At 59.2% G+C, this 18,900-nt stretch carries 17 protein-coding genes; 9 read left to right on the forward strand and 8 right to left on the reverse strand.

All coding sequences use genetic code 11. From position 1 onward, the window contains the following. The first annotated feature begins 17 nt into the window (after positions 1 to 17). Positions 18 to 1,304, forward strand: coding sequence for a DUF3422 domain-containing protein (locus tag MWU51_RS04505; RefSeq protein WP_247035087.1), 1,287 nt, complete (start codon positions 18 to 20; stop codon positions 1,302 to 1,304). On the opposite strand, the gene MWU51_RS04510 is transcribed toward MWU51_RS04505, so the two are convergent. From MWU51_RS04510 to MWU51_RS04525, 4 genes are all read right to left on the reverse strand, one after another. Further along, on the reverse strand, positions 1,237 to 2,301 hold the full coding sequence (locus tag MWU51_RS04510) for a YeeE/YedE family protein (protein ID WP_247035089.1): 1,065 nt from the start codon (positions 2,299 to 2,301) through the stop codon (positions 1,237 to 1,239). The genes MWU51_RS04505 and MWU51_RS04510 overlap by 68 nt on opposite strands. A 202-nt stretch (positions 2,302 to 2,503) precedes the next feature. Further along, positions 2,504 to 3,415, reverse strand: coding sequence for an ABC transporter permease (locus MWU51_RS04515; protein WP_247035091.1), 912 nt, complete (start codon positions 3,413 to 3,415; stop codon positions 2,504 to 2,506). Then, entirely contained in the window at positions 3,408 to 4,409 is a 1,002-nt protein-coding gene (locus tag MWU51_RS04520; protein WP_247038705.1) for an ABC transporter permease, read from the reverse strand. Before MWU51_RS04520 ends, MWU51_RS04515 begins: the two co-directional genes overlap by 8 nt. A gap of 64 nt (positions 4,410 to 4,473) precedes the next feature. Beyond that, positions 4,474 to 6,135: a peptide ABC transporter substrate-binding protein gene (locus MWU51_RS04525; protein WP_247038707.1), complete on the reverse strand. Its 1,662-nt coding sequence runs from the start codon at positions 6,133 to 6,135 to the stop codon at positions 4,474 to 4,476. 320 nt (positions 6,136 to 6,455) lie between these two features. Between MWU51_RS04525 and MWU51_RS04530 the strand changes: the two genes are divergently transcribed. Beyond that, positions 6,456 to 7,619, forward strand: a complete 1,164-nt coding sequence (locus MWU51_RS04530; protein WP_247038709.1) for a M20 aminoacylase family protein — start codon at positions 6,456 to 6,458, stop codon at positions 7,617 to 7,619. A 15-nt stretch (positions 7,620 to 7,634) separates the two neighbouring features. On the opposite strand, the gene moaA is transcribed toward MWU51_RS04530, so the two are convergent. After that, on the reverse strand, positions 7,635 to 8,642 hold the full coding sequence (moaA, locus tag MWU51_RS04535; RefSeq protein WP_247035095.1) for a GTP 3',8-cyclase MoaA: 1,008 nt from the start codon (positions 8,640 to 8,642) through the stop codon (positions 7,635 to 7,637). A gap of 94 nt (positions 8,643 to 8,736) precedes the next feature. On the opposite strand from moaA, the gene MWU51_RS04540 reads away from it, so the two are divergent. The 3 genes from MWU51_RS04540 to MWU51_RS04550 are packed head-to-tail and all read left to right on the forward strand — an operon-like array spanning position 8,737 to position 11,099. After that, entirely contained in the window at positions 8,737 to 9,204 is a 468-nt protein-coding gene (locus tag MWU51_RS04540) for a D-galactarate dehydratase (RefSeq protein ID WP_247035096.1), read from the forward strand. After that, positions 9,201 to 10,865, forward strand: coding sequence for an AMP-binding protein (locus MWU51_RS04545; protein ID WP_348646716.1), 1,665 nt, complete (start codon positions 9,201 to 9,203; stop codon positions 10,863 to 10,865). The genes MWU51_RS04540 and MWU51_RS04545 overlap by 4 nt, the downstream gene beginning before the upstream one ends. Before the next feature lie 33 nt (positions 10,866 to 10,898). Next, positions 10,899 to 11,099, forward strand: coding sequence for a hypothetical protein (locus MWU51_RS04550; protein ID WP_247035097.1), 201 nt, complete (start codon positions 10,899 to 10,901; stop codon positions 11,097 to 11,099). Here the strand turns inward: MWU51_RS04550 and MWU51_RS04555 are convergent. The 3 genes from MWU51_RS04555 to glmU are packed head-to-tail and all read right to left on the reverse strand — an operon-like array spanning position 11,096 to position 14,948. Continuing rightward, entirely contained in the window at positions 11,096 to 11,773 is a 678-nt protein-coding gene (locus MWU51_RS04555) for a DNA alkylation repair protein (RefSeq protein ID WP_247035098.1), read from the reverse strand. The genes MWU51_RS04550 and MWU51_RS04555 overlap by 4 nt on opposite strands. Then, positions 11,770 to 13,590, reverse strand: a complete 1,821-nt coding sequence (gene glmS / locus MWU51_RS04560) for a glutamine--fructose-6-phosphate transaminase (isomerizing) (RefSeq protein ID WP_247035104.1) — start codon at positions 13,588 to 13,590, stop codon at positions 11,770 to 11,772. Before glmS ends, MWU51_RS04555 begins: the two co-directional genes overlap by 4 nt. A gap of 2 nt (positions 13,591 to 13,592) precedes the next feature. Beyond that, positions 13,593 to 14,948 (reverse strand): bifunctional UDP-N-acetylglucosamine diphosphorylase/glucosamine-1-phosphate N-acetyltransferase GlmU, encoded by a 1,356-nt coding sequence (gene glmU, locus MWU51_RS04565; protein ID WP_247035106.1) that lies wholly within the window; start codon positions 14,946 to 14,948, stop codon positions 13,593 to 13,595. A gap of 130 nt (positions 14,949 to 15,078) precedes the next feature. On the opposite strand from glmU, the gene MWU51_RS04570 reads away from it, so the two are divergent. The 4 genes from MWU51_RS04570 to MWU51_RS04585 all read left to right on the forward strand — a co-directional run bounded on the left by MWU51_RS04570 (position 15,079) and on the right by MWU51_RS04585 (position 18,900). Next, a complete protein-coding gene (locus MWU51_RS04570; protein WP_247035109.1) occupies positions 15,079 to 15,771 on the forward strand; it encodes an HAD-IA family hydrolase in 693 nt (230 codons plus the stop codon). Between the two features lie 39 nt (positions 15,772 to 15,810). Next, positions 15,811 to 17,016 carry an aminotransferase class I/II-fold pyridoxal phosphate-dependent enzyme gene (locus tag MWU51_RS04575; protein ID WP_247035111.1) on the forward strand — a complete coding sequence of 402 codons (1,206 nt, stop codon included), beginning with the start codon at positions 15,811 to 15,813 and terminating at the stop codon, positions 17,014 to 17,016. Positions 17,017 to 17,203: 187 nt separating this feature from the next. After that, the gene (locus MWU51_RS04580; protein ID WP_247035113.1) at positions 17,204 to 18,364 is read left to right on the forward strand and encodes an isovaleryl-CoA dehydrogenase; all 1,161 of its coding nucleotides are present in this window, start codon (positions 17,204 to 17,206) and stop codon (positions 18,362 to 18,364) included. Then, positions 18,364 to 18,900 (forward strand): lysozyme inhibitor LprI family protein, encoded by a 537-nt coding sequence (locus MWU51_RS04585; RefSeq protein WP_247035115.1) that lies wholly within the window; start codon positions 18,364 to 18,366, stop codon positions 18,898 to 18,900. Before MWU51_RS04580 ends, MWU51_RS04585 begins: the two co-directional genes overlap by 1 nt.

The raw sequence follows: 18,900 nt of genomic DNA on the forward strand, positions 1-18,900 counted from the left end.
AAGAGGAGCAAGCCGACATGTTTTCATTGGACGATTACCCGCAGCGGTACGAACTGGCAAACGAGCTTCATGCGCGCCCGTCACCTGCATTAAACGCTCCGGCCACGGCGGCGTTTCTGGCGGTGAAACCAATCAAGAATGCTTCCGGGCGCGATCGTGATGCGGACCGGGCGCATTTGATTGATCTTCTGGATCGCTTCGGCGCCCCTCATCCCAGCCCGGATGCGAACCATTATTTTGGTACCATCGGGCGTTATCAGTTGAAATGGGAACAGCACACGGAAGTCGTGACCTATACGGTTTTCGCTGATGGGGTCGGATCGCGTGCCTTTGATCCGGCGGCTTTTGATGTGTTCCCCGAAGACTGGCTGCAAAACGCTCCGGGCAAGCGTCTGACTTCGGCTCATATCCGGATCGATACTATGCCCGAAACCGAGGCCGAGATGAACGAGGCGATCAACAATTGGTTTGTCGCTGAAAGTCTGGCTGCAACCTGGGTGCTGGACCGTGACGCTGTCGTGGCCGGGGATTTTCGCATCGATCCGGCGGGACATATGCGCTTTGCTGCTTTCATAGGCAAAGATGCGGGGCCCCGGCGCATTGGGCGGATCGTGCAGCGGTTGTGCGAGATCGAGACCTACAAATCCATGTCCATGCTGGGTTTGCCGCAGGCGCGTCACTTGCAGGCCAAGCTGGGACATCTGGACGGGGAATTGACCAAGCTGGTCGGTGCCATGTCGCGCGATGACGAAGCGGCTGAGGCAACGCTGGACGAGTTGCTGCAAATCTCGTCCGAGCTTGAGGATCTGACCGCCGCGACCTCGTTCCGGTTAAGTGCGACTAAGGCCTATGAAGCGCTGGTGAACCAACGCATTCAGGCGCTGCGTGAAGAACGGTTCATGGGGCGGCAGACAATGAGCGAGTTCATGATGCGCCGCTATGATCCAGCCATGCGCACGATCAAAAGTGCTGAACGGCAGTTGGGGTCCATGGCCGAGCGCGCGATGCGGGCAGGTGATTTGCTGCGAACCCGCGTTGATGTGCAGCGGTCCGAGCAGAATCAGGCGCTGCTGGCGAGTATGGACCGACGCGCCGATTTGCAGCTTCGCCTGCAGGAAACGGTTGAAGGGCTGTCGGTTGTGGCAATCAGCTATTACGCCGTGTCGCTGGCGGGCTATCTGGCCTATCCGCTGACCGAGATGCTGGGCATCTCGAAAGGGATGTTGACCTCTGCGCTTACGCTGCCTGTGGTTGGGCTTGTGTGGCTGGCTGTGCGGCGGATCCGGCATTCGATCGGGAAGTAAGGCGCGCATCCACGCGCCCTGCGATCCACGCCCCTGCCGCAATCGTTGCCAGTGCCAAAGCAGCAGCCACCGACAGCGTCGCCACGCCCGAGATGCCTGCGCCCACGGTGCAGCCCCCGGCCAGAACGCCGCCGAAACCCATCAAAGCGCCACCAGTCATATAGCGGCCCATCTGGCCCGGCCCTTCAAAGCCTTGCCACTGAAAGCGGCCGGCGAACAGGGCTGATGCCAGCGCACCCAGCACCACGCCGCCAATCAACCCGGTGCCGAAATTGGCCCCAATAGCCGAAGAGGCGCCGGTCCAAAACAGCGTATCCGCCAGCGGTGCGGTGAAGGACAAGCTTTCGAAGGTGATAGGGTCAAATTCGTCTTGCAGCACCAGACCGGTGCCCACCCAACCCAAGGGGATCAGCGCACCGAGCAGGGCGGCGAGAACCAGCGCGATCGTGCTTGGACGTGACCGGATGATCAGGAAGGCGGCCAGTGCCACCGGCAGGATTGCAGTCCAAAGCGGCAAGGTCGGGGCCGGGATCACGACGGCTTCAAGTGCAACGCGTGCCGGGGCCAGCAGGCCTTTCAGCGTCGCCAAGGCAGCCAGGGCGGCCACGAACAGCACGACCAAAGCGCGCAGATTGCCCGACGCGCCCAAAACCGCCAGTCGTGACAGGCAGCCGCGCGTCATGACCATGCCGGCACCAAAAAGCAGACCGCCGACGATGATTGATAGATAAGGAAGGTCAGCGGCATGGAAGCGATGGGCCGAGAACTCAATCCATCCTGTCTGGACCACCGCTTGGGTGCCCAGCACGGCGACCGCCAAAGCCGTCACCCAAATCGCGAGGGCCGACTGGTTGTCTTGACCGCCCCCATCCAGGCCGCGCCGGAGGCAGAAACGCGTGATTTCCGCCAGCACACCAAAGGCCGCGCCCAGTCCCAATCCGAACAGGATCGAGGCAGTGCGTGGGGTCAGGGTCTCAAAGCCAAGGGTCTCAAACATCTTCGCGTCTCCGCATTTGGGAATATTTTCCATCTGGCAAGTGATTGTGGCTCTGGCAAGGGTGTTAGGGTCGCAGAATAAGGCTTTGACAGGAACAGTGTTCCAATTCTATGCGCAGATTGCGAAAACCATGTGGGGGCACGGCCCGTCAACCGAACCGACGTTGCTTCAGGGGTTAACAATCACCATGCGGCGTTCTTTTTCAAAGCATAGCCCCGCGCCCCCGACGCGGGTCCAGCACGTCGCGCAACCCGTCACCCAGATAGTTGACGCTGAGCACGGTCAGCGTGATTGCCAGCCCCGGCCAAATCACCCGCGCGGGTGTTAGGCTCATGTAATTGGTGCCGTCAAACAACATCCGCCCCCAACTTGGCACATCGGACGGAAACCCCAACCCCAGAAAGCTGAGTGCGCTTTCAGTCAAGATCGCATGGCCCACTCCCAACGTCGCTGACACAAGGATAGGGCCAAGAATGTTGGGCAGTATGTGGCGGCGGATCATGGCAAGCGGGCGCGTGCCAAGGGCGGTGGCCGCAATGATAAACTCTCGTTCGCGCAGCACCAAAACTTCGCCCCGAACAATCCGGGCGGTCTGCATCCAACTGGTCAGCCCGATGGCGCAAACAATCAAAAGAAAGATCCCGGTCTCGGGGCCGAACTGCGTGCGCAGGCTGTCGCGCCACAACATGATCGCCACCAGAAGTAGCGGCAAGAGCGGCAAGGACAGGAACAGGTCCGTCAGACGCATCAAGGGCGCGTCCCAACGGCGCAACAAACCAGCCAAGACACCAACCAATGTGCCCAGCCCCACAGCCAGCCCCATCGCCACCAACCCGACCAGCAGCGATACACGACCACCTGCCAGCAAACCTGCCAGTAGGTCGCGCCCCAACTGATCGGTGCCAAGGGGATGGTCAAGGTTGGGCGATTGGTTTTTTGCGGCAATGTCAATTTGTGCCGGGTCCACAAACCAAACCCAAGGTCCAAGGAGCACTGTTGCTGCGATACACCCGAACACGACCATCCCAACCACTGCACCTCGATGGGTTCGAAAGCGGTGCCAGAATGTCGCTCGGCGCGGCATAAGAGAATATGATGCAATGCGATCAGTCATAGCGGATCCGGGGATCAAGAACCCCATAGGCAATGTCGGCCAGCAGGTTGAACACGACGATCAGGACCGCAAAGAGAAAGGTCAGCGTCTGCACCAATGGCACATCGCCGTTTTGTATGCCCGAGATCAGAAGATGCCCAAGCCCGTTCACGCGGAACACTTGTTCGGTGACGATGGCGCCCGCAAAGACCTGAGGAATGACAAGTGAGATAATCGTCACAACCGGCCCTATCGCATTGCGCAGCGCGTGGCCAAGCAAAACACGCGCTTCGGTCATGCCCTTGGCGCGGGCGGTGCGGATGAAGTCCTGATGCAATGCCTCAAGCATCGAGGCACGAAGATAGCGACTGAACTGGGCTGCATTGAACAGGGCAAGCACCGTCACCGGCATGACCATCTGGCGAAGTTGACTACCAAAACTGTGCCAATCCGTAACACGATGGGTGGTATCATAGATCGACGGGAACCAACCCAGCTTGACCGAGAAGACGATGATCATCAGGACGCCCAGAAAGAAAGACGGCACCGAAAAGCCGAGCATTGCAACGAAGGTTCCAAGTTGATCCACCCAACGATATTGATTGCGAGCTGACAGGATGCCCAAAGGCAGGGCGATTACGATGCCGATCACCAGCGAAAGGCCAACGACCCAAAGTGTCTGTGGTAAACGATCGGCAATCAGGTCCACGACGGGCGTATGAGTCGACCAGCTTTGCAACCGCAAACGGTCGCCTTCATTGCCCGTCATCCAATCCAAAAAGTTCAGCGGCTCGTGGATGAAGAACTGCTTGCACCACAAAAGATATCGGACATGGATCGGCGCATCCAAGCCCAGGCCGGTGCGAAGCTGCTCGCGTATCTCAGGAGGGATGGTTAGGGGCAGGTTGGCCGTCGGATCGTTCGGGGCGAGGTCGATAAGCAGGAAGATCACAAGGCTGATTGCCAACAGGACGGGAATGGAAAAGGCAAGCCGCCGCAGCGTATAGGTAAACATGGGCGACTTGGGGTCCTTGTGACGGCCCACGGCTTTGGTGGGCATTGGGTTTAATCTAGCGAACTTACTCGGCGCGGGTCCAGTCCGCGATGTTCCAAAGCTCACTGTCCCATGAGTTCATCCGGACACCCATGAGCGTGTTGGAGATCGCCGAGACATCACCTCGATGAACCAGCGGGATCAGGGCTCCTGCCTGCATCAGCATGTCATTCATGCGCCGCGCGATCACAGCCCGATCTTCAAGTGCCGGGGTTCGCGCCAGCTTTGCCGCCAGTGCGTCATACTCCGCGTCGCAGTAGCGCGGGATATTGAAACCCAGCCAATTGTTGGCGGGGTCGGGGATGTTTTTGCAGGCCCAGTTGTTCAGATAAGCCTCGGGGTCTGTGCCGGGAAAGAAATTGGTGAACATCTGAATGTCGGCATAGAATTTTTGGAACGTGTCCGGGCTGGCCGGGTCGCCGCCAAAAAAGACTGAAGGGTCAATCTGGCGCAGCTCGGTTTCGATTCCGATTTCAGCCCACCAAGATTTCAAGAGCGCCTGCGTGTCCTGCCGCACCGGGTTGGTCGAGGTCTGAAACAACACCGACAAACGAATGCCGTCTTTCTCGCGCACCCCGTCACCATCACTGTCCACCCATCCCGCGTCGTTCAGCAGTTGACGCGCACTCTCTATATCTTGCGTAAGGCAGGCGTCGTTGGCAGACGAAGCATAGATCGCAGGGGCAGGTAGTATATCGCAGGTCGGCTTGCCCGCCGCGCCATAGCCCAATTCGGAAACAATTTTGCGGTCAATGGCCATGGACAGCGCGTTCAGAACAGCGAGATCGGTCAGGAACGGGTGCGCGCCGCCTGCGCGGGTTGATCGCAACTTGCCCAGCGTTGGAGACGGGTCCGTGCGGTTGATCATTAACCGTTCAACCGGTGTGCCAAAGGAGCGGATGATCTGTCCTTTGCCCCCTTCCGTCATCGCGTTCAAAATGTCGGGATCCACTTGAAGGTTCCACGCATAGTCCATTTCCCCTGTGTCCAGCACGGCGCGGGCTGCGCTGATCGCATCCCCGCCACCCTTGATGGTCACTGTAGCAAACCCCGGTTTGTTCGGGTCGCGATAATAGGGGTTTGCTTCGAAGGTGACCACATCGCCGGCACGAAACTCTGCGACCCGAAAAGGGCCGGTGCCGATAGGGGCGGTGTTATTGGTGGTGCAACTTTGTGCGCCAGCTCCAATGCAATCGGAAAATTGGGCTTTTTGTAGGATCGGTGTCTCGACCCCGACCAGCGGTCCATAGGGAAAGGGTTTGGGGGCGGCAAATGTCAGGCGAACGGTCAGCTCATCCAGAACTTTGATTTCAGTGACATCAGAGAATTTTCCCGCCTGCTGACAGCCACCTTCCGGAGTCATGCAGTAATTCGCTGTAAAAACAACGTCATGTGCAGTGACATTGGTGCCGTCTGACCATGTCACGTCAGGGCGCAAAGTCCATGTGATCGTGGTCAGATCGTCCGAAACGCCGCCATTGGCCAAGGTCGGTATATCCGTAGCCAACCATGGAACCATGCTACCGGTTTCGTCATAACGGGCCAACGGTTCCAGCACCAACGACGCAGGTTCGATATCTTTCGGACCGCTGGAAAGATAGGGGTTCAGGATCGTTGGGGCCTGCCAATAAAGGATGTTCAGGTGCCCAGATGCTCCGCGTTCGGCAAGGGTTGTGGTGGGTAACATGGACAAGACAATCCCTGTCGCCAAACCCCAGCCGGACTTTTTTTTGCCCATCATTCATGCATCCCCTTCATGGTCGGTGTGGCCCCAATATTCTTCAAACCATCAACTCATGACGCGGGTGCCAGACATCGGCACACTCAAGGCTTAGCGTCGCTGTTTGCCAAAGTCACGCCATTGAGGTCGGAATCGCGCCAAATTTGTCCGACGCATCCGCACAACAGTTGAACCAGACCGCCAACCCGCGCATTGTCACACTCGCGGCAGGATTCTTTGTGGGTTTGCCGTTGTCCTCGCAGCATCATGAGCGGAAAGGTCAGGACGTGCCGATCAGGAACAGATTTCATGAGTTGAAAGACGACATCACTGCTTGGCGGCGTGATTTTCATGCCCATCCAGAGCTGATGTTCGACACCCATCGCACTGCTGGCATTGTGGCCGAGAAGTTGCGCGGCTTTGGTTGTGATGAGGTTGTGGAGGGTATTGGGCGCACCGGCGTTGTTGGCGTCATCAAGGGGCGGTCTGATATGGCAGGTCGGGTTGTCGGATTACGCGCCGATATGGACGCGCTACCGATCGAAGAGGCGACAGGGCTGGATTATGCCTCGACGCAGCCGGGCAAGATGCACGCTTGCGGCCATGATGGGCACACCGCGATGCTTCTTGGTGCGGCGCAGTATCTGGCTGAAACCCGGAATTTCGACGGCACTTGCGTCGTGATTTTCCAACCCGCCGAAGAAGGTGGCGGCGGGGCGCGCGTCATGTGCGAAGACGGGTTGATGGAGCGGTTTGGTATTCAGGAAGTGTACGGTATGCACAACTGGCCGGGCCATGATCAGGGGACATTTGCGATCCGTCCTGGCCCGTTCTTTGCGGCCACTGATCTGTTGGATATCCGTTTTGAAGGGCGCGGCGGGCATGCTGCCAAGCCGCATGACACGATCGATCCGGTGGTGATGGCCTCGCAAGCGGTGCAGGCCTTGCAGACCATCGCGTCGCGCAACGCCGATCCGACCGAGCAAGTGGTTGTGTCGATCACGTCATTTGAGACAAGCTCGAATACTTTCAACGTGATACCGCAAGGTGTTCATCTGCTGGGCACAGTGCGAACGCTTTCAAACGACGTTCGGGATTTGGCCGAAGAACGGGTGCATGCGATCTGCAATGGGATTGCCGCCGCCTTTGGTGGGTCAGTCACGGTGCGCTATGACCGAAATTATCCAGTCATGGTCAACCACGCGGACGAAACCGGGTTTGCCGCACGGGCCGCACAGGAGGTGGCGGGGACGTGTAAGGAAGCCCCTTTGATCATGGGGGGCGAGGATTTCGCCTATATGCTGGAAGAACGTCCCGGCGCCTATATTCTTGTGGGCAACGGTGACACCGCGATGGTCCACCACCCCGAATACAATTTCAACGACGAGATTATCCCGCAGGGCTGTTCCTGGTGGGTCGAGGTCGTCGAGCAACGGATGCCTGCATCTTAAACGGAAACGATCTTCTTAGCCGCCCGTATGGTTCATATGGCGGATCGTCTGGCCTTGCACGATTTGCCGGGAATAGTCAAAATCGTGCCCTTTCGGTTTGCGTCCGATGGCTGCGTGAATCGCGTCGATCAGCACCGCATCGCTTTCCGACGCACGCAAGGGCGCACGCAGGTCTGACATGCCGTCATGACCCAGACAGGTATAAAGCTGGCCGGTGCAGCTCATCCGCACCCTATTGCAGCTTTCGCAAAAATTATGGGTCAAGGGTGTAATCAGGCCGATCTTTTGTCCGGTTTCTTCGACCCGCATGTATCGGGCCGGGCCACCAGTGGACATGTCCAGATCGGTAAGTGTCAGGCGTTCGGCCAGTTGCGCGCGCAGGTCCGATAGGGGCCAATATTGATCCAGTCGATCTTCTTCCCCCATATCGCCCATCGGCATGACTTCGATAAAGGTCAGGTCCAGACTTTTTTCGGCACACCAATCAACAAGTTCAAACAGCTCGGTGTCGTTGAAGCCTTTCAGCGCAACCGCGTTGATCTTGACCTTCAGACCGGCATCCAACGCCGCGTCAATGCCGCGCATAACCTGTGGCAGACGACCCCAGCGGGTAATCCGGGCAAACTTATCCTCGTCCAGCGTATCAAGCGAGATGTTCACCCGCCGCACCCCCGCGGCATAGAGATCCTTGGCAAAGCGATGCAGTTGCGAGCCGTTGGAGGTCAACGTCAACTCGTCCAAAGCGCCGCTTTCCAAATGGCGGCCCATGCCTTCGAAAAAGCCGATGATACCCTTGCGCACCAGCGGCTCGCCACCGGTAATGCGCAGCTTGCGCACACCAAGACCGATGAAGGCAGAGCAGATGCGATCCAACTCCTCAAGCGTCAACAAGTCTTTCTTGGGTAGAAAGGTCATGTTCTCGGACATGCAATATGTGCAACGGAAATCGCACCGGTCCGTGACGGACAGGCGCAGATAGGTGACCGTTCTCATAAACGGATCGACAAGCCGAGGTGTATTCATGGCCTGAACCTAAGCACGGGCGGTCAGGCGCGCAAGTCAACGATCGGTGAATTCTGCCGTTGAAACAGGCGACGAATTGCGCCACGCTACGAATATGAAACATGTCATTCTTATACCTGCGATTTGTCTGACCTTGGCCGGGTGTTCCGGTCTGGATATGAACAATCTCATGCCCCGCCCGCCGCATTTGCAAAACCAGCCGACCTATAACAATGACCTTCCGCCCGCGCCGCCCGAAGATGCGATCACGGTGGATGAGTTGGATACCGCCACGGAAGAAGATCGGATGGCCGCGGCCACGACCGCACCCAACGTGGCGGCCGGGTCGTTGGGCGTGACAGTGGCCAGCCTTGGCGACCCCACTGCGCCCGGTTTCTGGGTCGAAACCTCGCTTGTGTCCTCCGAAACGCAGGGCCGCGTGCAGTCCAAAACGACCGGACGCACCGTGAAAGTTACCCTGCGCCCCGCATCGGGTGGAGGAAGCCGCGTGTCGCTATCGACGCTTCAGTTGCTGGACCTCGACATCTCGGGGTTGCATGAGCTGGTTGTCTTTGGATCGTGACCTCGCGTCTGTCTGACGCGGATTGGCTGGCCGATGGCCGAGCGCGCAAGCTTATAGCGCGTTGGGATCAGTGGCAGGTGATGCGCGATGCTTTCGCGTGGAACGTTCCCGAACATTTCAACATCGCCGAACGGTGTTGTGACAGCTGGGCAGCACGTGATGCAGGGCGCGTGGCGCTGACCCATATCGCTCAGGACGGTGACGCCACAGACTGGACCTTTGGCGCGTTGAAGGCCGCATCTGATCGGTTAGCCACGGTCTTACGCAGGCGAGGGCTGGGTAAAGGTGACCGGATAGCGGTGTTGCTGGGGCAGGGGCCGGAGGTGCTGATCACCCACTTTGCCGCTTATAAACTGGGCGCTGTGATTTTGCCTTTGTTTACATTGTTTGGTGCCGATGCGCTGGCCTACCGCCTGTCTGACAGCGGCGCGCGGATCGTGGTGACGGACGCACAAGGCCTTGCAAAAATTGACGAAATTCGTGCAGACCTGCCGGAATTGACCGAGGTGTTATCGGTCACCTCAACCTTGAGCACATTGGATTTTTGGGCCGAGCTCAATGCGGCGCCACCCCTGACCACTGCCGTGGTTACTCATGCCGAAGATCCGGCGGTGATGATCTATACCTCGGGCACAACCGGACCACCCAAGGGGGTGCTGCACGCGCACCGATTCCTTCTGGGTCATTTGCCATGCGTGGAAACCTATAACGAGGATTTCCCGCAAGCTGGCGACAAAGGTTGGACACCTGCGGATTGGGCTTGGATCGGCGGATTGATGGATCTGGCCCTGCCGTTTCTTTATTTTGGCGTGCCGATTGTCAGTCACCGGATGCGGAAGTTCGAGGCCGAAGCAGCCTACGCCCTGATAGCAGATCAGAACATTCGCAATCTGTTCATGCCTCCGACCGCCCTGAAGCTGTTGCGGCAGTCTGATGCGCCGCCGGATGGTGTCCATATCCGGTCGATTGGGTCAGGCGGAGAAAGCCTTGGGTCGGGATTGCTAGGCTGGGCACAAGAGACATTGGGCGTCAATGTGAACGAATTTTACGGCCAGACCGAATGTAATTTGGTTTTATCTTCTGTGGCCGGAGCGATGCAGGTCAAACCGGGCAGTATGGGGCAGCCGATACCCGGTCATGCTGTTGCGGTGATCGACGCACGGGGGAAACCGTGTCCGCCCGGCGAAATGGGTGAAATCGCGGTGCGTGCAGGCGATCCGGTGATGTTTCTGCGTTACTGGAACCTGCCAGAAAAGACAGCGGCGAAGTTTGATGGCGACTGGATGCGCACGGGCGACTTGGCCGTCCAGGATGCGGATGGGTATTTCACCTTTGCCAGCCGCGACGATGACGTCATCACATCGGCAGGCTATCGCATCGGTCCGTCCGAGATTGAGAACTGCTTGCAAACCCACCCTGATGTCGCAATGGCTGCAGTGGTGGGCGTCCCTGACGCCCTTCGGACCGAGGCTGTCAAAGCCTTCGTCGTTTTGCGCGAGGGTGTGCGCGAAGCGGGGATGGCTGACCGACTGATTCAACTCGTCCGCGACCGGATCAGCCCACATGTTGCCCCGCGATTGGTCGAGTTCGTCGATAAGCTGCCAATGACTGCCACGGGCAAGATCATGCGCAGAGAATTGCGAGAACCAGATGCGCCCTAACGCAGGAATGACCTCTCGCAATAGGAATCTAACATGAAGAAGCTTTTGCGCACGCTTGGTCTGGTGTCGCTTGTGTTTGCCGCCACATCATGGCTCGCCGAGCGCATATTTTACGGAGGGCTGGATGAAAACGGTGTGTTGCAAGAAAGTATGAACCTACCGCTTTCGGTTTTTCTGGGCGTGGTTGGCGGGGTTTGCCTTCTGTTGTCCCTCGTGGTGAGGTCGAACCGTTAGGCTAGATACTTCCCGGCCTCCTTCCGCGCAAAGGCTTTCATCCTGCCGCCCTGTGCCTCCAGAAAGTCGCGAGTTCGGTCTGGGTCATGTTTTGAGAGATCACGCAGCCACCATGCGATGGCCTTCTGGATGAACCACTCTGGGTCATCGACATAGGTCGATGCCCAGCCAAGCACACGGTCGCGGATTGCCAAATCCTCTGGCTTGGGGTTGTTCTGCTTTGTCCAGGGTAGGGTGATGACCAGTGCCGCGCGCCGGGTCCACATGTGGTCGGACTTGGTCCAGCCTTCGACCGTGTTGATGCGTGACGTATCGGCCACCAACCGTTTCTGCCCAGCCATGCAGGCGTGGTCAGCAATCGCCCAACTGTCGAAATCGGCCACCCAGCTTTGGATCAGCGTCCATGCAGACTCGTCCGGGCGCAGCCGAGCTTGGGTCAGCAGTTTTGCCGCTGCTATGCGGGCTTCAAAGATGTCGGTTTGCCACAGATTATCGGCCAGCGTCACGCGGTCATCAACCGACAAGGACTGCCGCCAGCTTTTCGTCAGGTCATTCAGCGCGGGGTTTGGGATGCCCAATACTTTGCGCGTTTGCTTGTGGTAGGCGGCCATGCCTTCGGCACGACCTTCTTCAATTTGGGCGCGCAGGGCGGTCAGCGCCTCGTCCAGCGTCATTCGACCGTAACCGATTTGGCCAGATTACGTGGCTGGTCCACGTCGGTGCCTTTGGCAATCGCGGTGTGATAGGCAAGCAACTGCGCGGGAATCGCGTAAAGGATCGGCTGAATCAGTTCAGGCGCTTCAGGCAGAGCAAGGGATTGCCACACGCCGTCGCCGGCTTCTTTGGCGGCACGCGCATCCGACACCAACAAGACGCGCCCACCACGCGCCATGACTTCCTGCATGTTGGACACGGTCTTGTCGAACAGTCCGTCATGGGGGGCCATCACCACCGTTGGCGTGGCTTTATCGACCAACGCGATTGGGCCGTGTTTCAGCTCTCCTGACGCATAACCTTCGGCGTGTATATAGCTGATTTCTTTCAGTTTCAGCGCGCCTTCCAGCGCCAGAGGGAACATCTGCCCTCGGCCAAGGAACAAGACGTCCCGCGCTTCGGCCAGCTTCACGGCGATCTCTTTCGTGGCGGTGTCGATGGTCAACGCGTGGCTCATCAGGCCCGGCAATTGGCGCAGATCGGCCAAATGTGCTGTAAGGCCTGCATCGTCCAGATGCCCCCGATCATGGGCCGCTTTCAATGCCATGATGGCAAAGCAGGTCAACTGGCAGGTGAACGCCTTGGTGGAGGCCACGGACACTTCTGGCCCCGCATGAATTTCCACCGCCACATCGCTTTCGCGCGCGATGGAGCTTTCGGGGACGTTGATCAGGCTGACGATCTTGTCGACCTTGCCCGCCGAATATCTAAGGGCCGCCAGCGTATCGGCCGTTTCGCCAGATTGACTGACAAAGACGCCCAGCGTCTTAGGCGCAAACGGGGCTTCGCGATAGCGAAATTCACTTGCCACGTCGATATCGACGGGCAGACGGGCGTAATGCTCGAACCAGTATTTCGCGACCAGCCCGGCGTAATAGGCGGTGCCGCAGGCGACGATGGACAGGCGATCAATATCGGCGAAGTTAATACCGCCAAGGTCCATAGCGATCCGGTCACCCTTCACATAGGCGTTCAGAACTTCACCCACCACCGTGGGCTGCTGGGCGATCTCTTTTGCCATAAAGTGTTTGTAGCCACCTTTTTCGATCCGGGCGGCATCAAGGCGCACTTGTTTCACGGGGCGGTTCACAAGGCGATCCTTGTCGTCATAAATCTCTGCCCCGTTGCGGGTGATGACCGCCCAATCGCCTTCTTCCAGATAGGTGATGCGGTCGGTCATCGGGGCCAGCGCGATAGCGTCAGAGCCAACGAACATCTCGCCTTCGCCGTGACCGATGGCCAAGGGGCTGCCCTTACGTGCGGCGATCATCAGGTCGTGTTCGCCGTCAAACAGAAAACACAGGGCGAAAGCGCCTTCCAGTTCGGCCAGCGTGGCAGCGACCGCCTCTTGCGGGGATTTGCCGCGCGCGATGTGGCTTTGCGCCAGCAGGGCAACGGTTTCCGTGTCGGTCTCGGTCGAAAAGGTCAAACCTTCGGCGGCGAGCTTTTCGCGCAGCTCGCGGAAGTTTTCGATGATGCCGTTATGCACCACCGCAACCGGTCCCGCCTTGTGCGGGTGTGCGTTGTCTGTGGTGGGCGCACCATGGGTGGCCCAGCGTGTGTGTCCGATGCCTGATTTTCCGGCCAACGGGTCATGGACAAGCATATCCGACAAATTCACCAGTTTGCCCACAGCACGACGACGGTTCAGTTCGCCAGCCTCGTTGATGGTTGCAATCCCGGAACTGTCATAGCCGCGATATTCAAGCCGCTTCAGCGCCTCAACCAAGATGGGTGCGGCTTCGTGATTGCCCAGAACTCCTACAATACCACACATAATCAGGAACCTTTCTGACGTCGGGCTTTTGCGGCCTTCAGTTTTTCAAATAATTTGATGGCAAGGCCCGGTTTGACCTCCATCTTCGCGCGCCCCACGGCCATCGCACCGGCTGGCACATTTTTCGTCACCACAGTGCCGGTCGCCGTCATGGCTTCATCGCCGACCGAAACGGGGGCCACAAGGCAGGTGTTTGACCCGATGAACGTCCGCGCGCCGATGTCCGTGTGGTGTTTGGAGACACCGTCATAGTTGCAGGTGATGGTGCCTGCGCCGATATTGGCGTGCTCGCCGACGCGCGCGTCGCCCACATAGGACAGGTGGTTGACCTTCGCACCTTCTTCAATCTGGGCGTTTTTGATTTCGACGAAATTGCCCACCTTGGCGTCATTGGCCAGTTCGGCACCGGGGCGCAGGCGGGCATAGGGGCCGACCACCGCGCCGCGTGAGACGTGGCAGCCTTCCAGATGTGAAAATGCCCGGATCAACGCACCGCTTTCCACGGTGACGCCGGGGCCAAAGACCACGTTTGGTTCGATGACAGTGTCGCGCCCGATGACGGTGTCATGGGCGAAATAGACGGTGTCGCGGGCGATCAGGGTCACGCCAATTTCGAGCGCGGCGTCGCGGGCGCGGGTCTGGAAAACGTCTTCGGCAGCGGCCAGTTCGGCGCGGGAATTGATGCCGAGGGTTTCTGCTTCGTCGCAGGTCACCACCGAGGCGGTCAGACCGCGCGCACGGGCGACAGACACGATGTCCGGCAGGTAGTATTCGCCTGCTGCATTGTCGTTTCCAACCCCATCCAACAGGTCGAACAGAAGCTTAGCGTCTGCGGCAACAACGCCGCTGTTACAAAGTGTTACCGCGCGTTCTTCATCCGATGCATCCTTGAATTCTACGATGCGATCCAACGCGCCATCCTTGACGATCAAGCGCCCATAACGGCCAGGGTCTGCGGTCTCAAAGCCCAGCACAACCACGTCTGCGCCTCTTGCTCGCGCCGCTGCCATCGCTTCAAGCGTCTCAGTTCGGATGAAGGGCGTGTCGCCGTAAAGCACGATGGCATCGCCGTCGAACCCGTCCAACGCGGCCCGTGCCTGTTGAACCGCGTGACCGGTGCCCAACTGTTCTTCCTGCACGGCGATGGAAATCTCGGGGTCGATGTCTTTAGCCGCAGCCTCGACCATCTCGGCGCCGTGACCCACTACCAGCACCGCGCGGTCCGGCGACAAAGCAGCCCCGGATGCCAGCGCATGGGCAAACAGTGGTACACCTGCAATTTCATGCATGACTTTCGGCAGGTCTGAATTCATCCGTGTTCCCATGCCAGCGGCAAGGACAATCAGGGCGGTCGCCATATCTATCTGCTCTTTCAATTTCTTTTCGCCCGTTTTACCCCTTGGGGCGCGGCTCGCAAGCGAAAGCTGTTCAATTAACCTTACGCGAGGTTACAGGCTTTGCGTGGAAAATCCAAAGGCTGAAGGCAAAATGACGAACAACGCGACGCCGGGACGGCGTACAGTGATTTTTGATCTGGATGGTACATTGGCGGATACGTCAGGCGACCTGATCGCGGCGGCAAATGCCTGCTTCTCGGCGCTGGGACATGGTGAAGTCCTGGATCCAAGCGCCGACCAGCTGACCGCTTTTCACGGTGGCCGCGCAATGCTGCGGCTTGGCTTTTCGCGGGTGAATGGCGGGGTGGTGGATGACGCTGTTATCGAGCGCGAGTTTCCCAATCTGTTGATCGCCTATGAAGATGACATCGACCGCCACACACGTCTGTATCCGGGTGCGATGGACGCGGTCGCGCGACTGCACGCGGGCGATTATGCGGTGGGGATTTGCACCAACAAGCCCGAGGGGCTGGCGCGGCTGTTGCTGACTCGTTTGGGGATTTTGAACCACTTCACGTCTTTGATCGGCGCGGACACATTACCGACCCGCAAGCCCGACCCAGCCCCATTCGTCGCCGCAGCCCACGGGGCAGGCGGCGATCCGACGCGGGCACTTTTGGTCGGGGATACCGAAACCGACCGCAAGACCGCGCAGGCCGCGGGCGTGCCCTGCATCCTTGTCGGTTTCGGTCCCGAGGGGCCGGGGGTTGCGCGGTTGGCACCCGAGGCGATGCTGGATCACTTCGATGATTTGGATCGCGTGGTCGCAGACCTGATCGGCTGATCCATTGACGCGGTGCCTGATCCTGCGCAGGCTCGGAACATGACAGAGCGATTCACCGGTAATTTTACTCAACAAGAGCCGATCCCGGACGAAGGGATCGCCGCAGCAATGGAGGTGCTGCGCCACGGGCGTTTGCACCGCTATAACGTGGCCGAGGGCGAGACGTCCCACACAGCCATGTTGGAGCAGGAATTCGCCGCCCTCATGGGGTCAAAATACGCGCTGGCGGTGGCGTCGGGCGGTTATGCCATTGCGACCGCGTTGCGCGCCGTTGGTGTTGGGCCGGGCGACCGCGTTCTGACCAACGCCTTCACGCTGGCCCCTGTGCCCGGTGCCATTGCCTCCGTCGGCGGCGTGCCCGTCTTTGTCGAGGTGACCGAGGCGCTGACCATTGATCTGGACGATCTGGCGGCCAAGGTCGCGAAACCGGACGCGCCAATGGTCCTGCTGCTCAGCCATATGCGTGGCCATATCTGCGACATGGACCGACTGATGGAGATCACGGACGCGGCGGGCGTGACGGTAATCGAGGATTGCGCGCATACGATGGGCGCAACGTGGAATGGGGTGCTGTCTGGGCGTCACGGTGCGATGGCGGCGTATTCAACCCAGACCTATAAACACGCGAACTCGGGCGAAGGCGGGCTTCTGATCTCGGACGATCCCGACCTGATGGCGCGGGCGATCGTGCTGTCAGGCAGCTATATGCTATATGAGCGGCATTTGGCAGGGCCGCCGCCGGAAGCATTCGAGCGGGTGAAGTATGTGACCCCCAATATTTCGGGCCGGATGGACAATTTGCGCGCGGCGATCTTGCGGCCACAGCTTCCGGGGTTGGTGGAGCGGTGTGCCGCGTGGAACGCCCGCTATCGTGTGGTCGAAGACGGGCTGCGCGACACGCCCGGTCTGACCGTGATCGAACGGCCCGCGAAAGAAGGATACGTCATGTCGTCGTTCCAGTTTCTGTTGCTGGATTGGGCCGAGGGCGATGTACAGGATGTGGTGCGCTTCTGTGCGGAGCGCGGGGTAGAGTTGAAGTGGTTCGGCGGGGCCGAGCCTGCGGGGTTCACCAGCCGCTATGACAGTTGGCGTTATGCCGATGCGCCAAGGATGCCAAAGACGGATCGGGTCTTGCGTGGTATTCTGGACCTGCGCCTGCCGCTGACCTTCAGTCGGGAGGATTGCGCGCAGATTGCGCGGATCATTCGTGATGTGGTTTTGCGGGTGTATCAGCGGGCGGCGTAGGGGCTTTGCCCCTCTGCGCTGCGCGCATTCACCCCAGGATATTTTGGGGCCAGAAGAAACGGGCGGACAGGTTTGTGACGCTGCGTGAGTTTGCAGGCGTGTTGACGCGAATCGAGCATTGCGCGATTAACTGAACAAGTGTTCAATAACGGCGGGCGGTTGGGCCGGCCAAACGGAGGATCACCGGATGTTCAACCACAGCATGAATTTTGACCTTGGCGAGGACGTCAACGCCCTTCGCGAGATGGTGCATCGGTTTTCGCAGGACCGCATCAAGCCGATCGCTGCCGAAGTGGACCAGAAGAACGAGTTTCCCAACGAGTTGTGGCGTGAGTTTGGCGAACTTGGCCTGCTGGGTGTCACGACGCCCGAGGAATATGGCGGGGCTGGCATGTCTTACCTTGCGCATGTGGTAATCGTGGAAGAGATCGCGCGGGCCTCAGCCTCGGTCTCGCTGTCCTACGGGGCGCATTCGAACTTGTGTGTGAACCAGATCCGCCGCAATGCGACCGAAGAACAGAAACAGAAATACCTGCCCAGGCTGATTTCGGGCGAGCACGTGGGCGCCTTGGCCATGTCCGAGGCGGGTGCGGGGTCGGACGTCGTGTCGATGAAACTGCGCGCCGAGAAGCGCAATGGCTATTACGTGCTGAACGGCACCAAGTTCTGGATCACCAATGGCCCGGACGCTGATACGCTGGTCGTCTATGCCAAGACTGACCCGGACGCTGGCCCCAAGGGCATCACCACTTTCATTGTCGAAAAGAATATGAAGGGTTTCAGCACAAGCCCGCATTTCGACAAGCTGGGGATGCGCGGATCGAACACTGCCGAATTGATCTTTGAAGATGTCGAAGTGCCGTTTGAAAACGTGCTGGGCGAGGAAGGCAAGGGCGTGAACGTGCTGATGTCGGGGCTCGACTATGAGCGCGTTGTTCTGTCCGGCATCGGCACCGGCATCATGGCCGCCTGCATGGATGAAATCATGCCTTACATGAAAGAGCGCAAACAGTTTGGCCGTCCCATCGGGGACTTCCAACTTATGCAGGCCAAGATCGCGGATATGTACACCGCGATGAACTCGGCCCGCGCTTATGTGTATGAGGTCGCGAAGGCGTGCGACCGGGGCGAGGTGACCCGTCAGGACGCCGCCGCATGTGTGCTTTATGCGTCCGAGGAGGCGATGAAGCAGGCCCACCAAGCGGTGCAGGCGATGGGTGGCTCGGGCTATATGAACGAAACCCCCGTCAGCCGCATGTTCCGCGACGCCAAGTTGATGGAGATCGGCGCCGGTACCTCGGAAATCCGCCGGATGCTGATCGGGCGCGAACTGATGGGAAAGATGTGATGAGCATCCGGGGGTTTATCGTTGCTTCGCTTATGGCTTTGGCCTCTCCGGCCACAGCCCAGGACATGACCTATAGCTTCCACCCCACAACGGACTGCCTGTCCGCCATGGGGGACGATGGCGACCCGATGCGCTGCGTTGGATCGGCGGCCAATTATTGCATGGAAGCAACCGAAGGCGGGTCAAGCACGGTTGGCATGTCGTCCTGTCTTGGGCTGGAATACGAGGACTGGGATCGCCGCCTGAACCGCGCCTATGGGCTTTTGATGACCCGGCTGAAGGCCGAAGATGAAGAAATGGCAACGCTTGGGTCAGCGGCCCCCAAACAAGCCCCCGCGCTTCTGGACATGCAACGCGCGTGGATCACCTTCCGCGATGCGTCGTGCGACTATGAACGGTCGAAATGGGGTGGTGGCACAGGCGGAGGCCCTGCGTCTGTCGCCTGCATGCTGCATCAGACCGCCCGCCAGTCGCTTGCGCTGGAGGCCGATTTGAACGGCTACGGCGATACAATCTGCAACCACGAAGGATGCTGA

This window comes from Aliiroseovarius sp. F47248L, assembly GCF_023016085.1.
In the GTDB taxonomy this organism is placed as follows: domain Bacteria; phylum Pseudomonadota; class Alphaproteobacteria; order Rhodobacterales; family Rhodobacteraceae; genus Aliiroseovarius.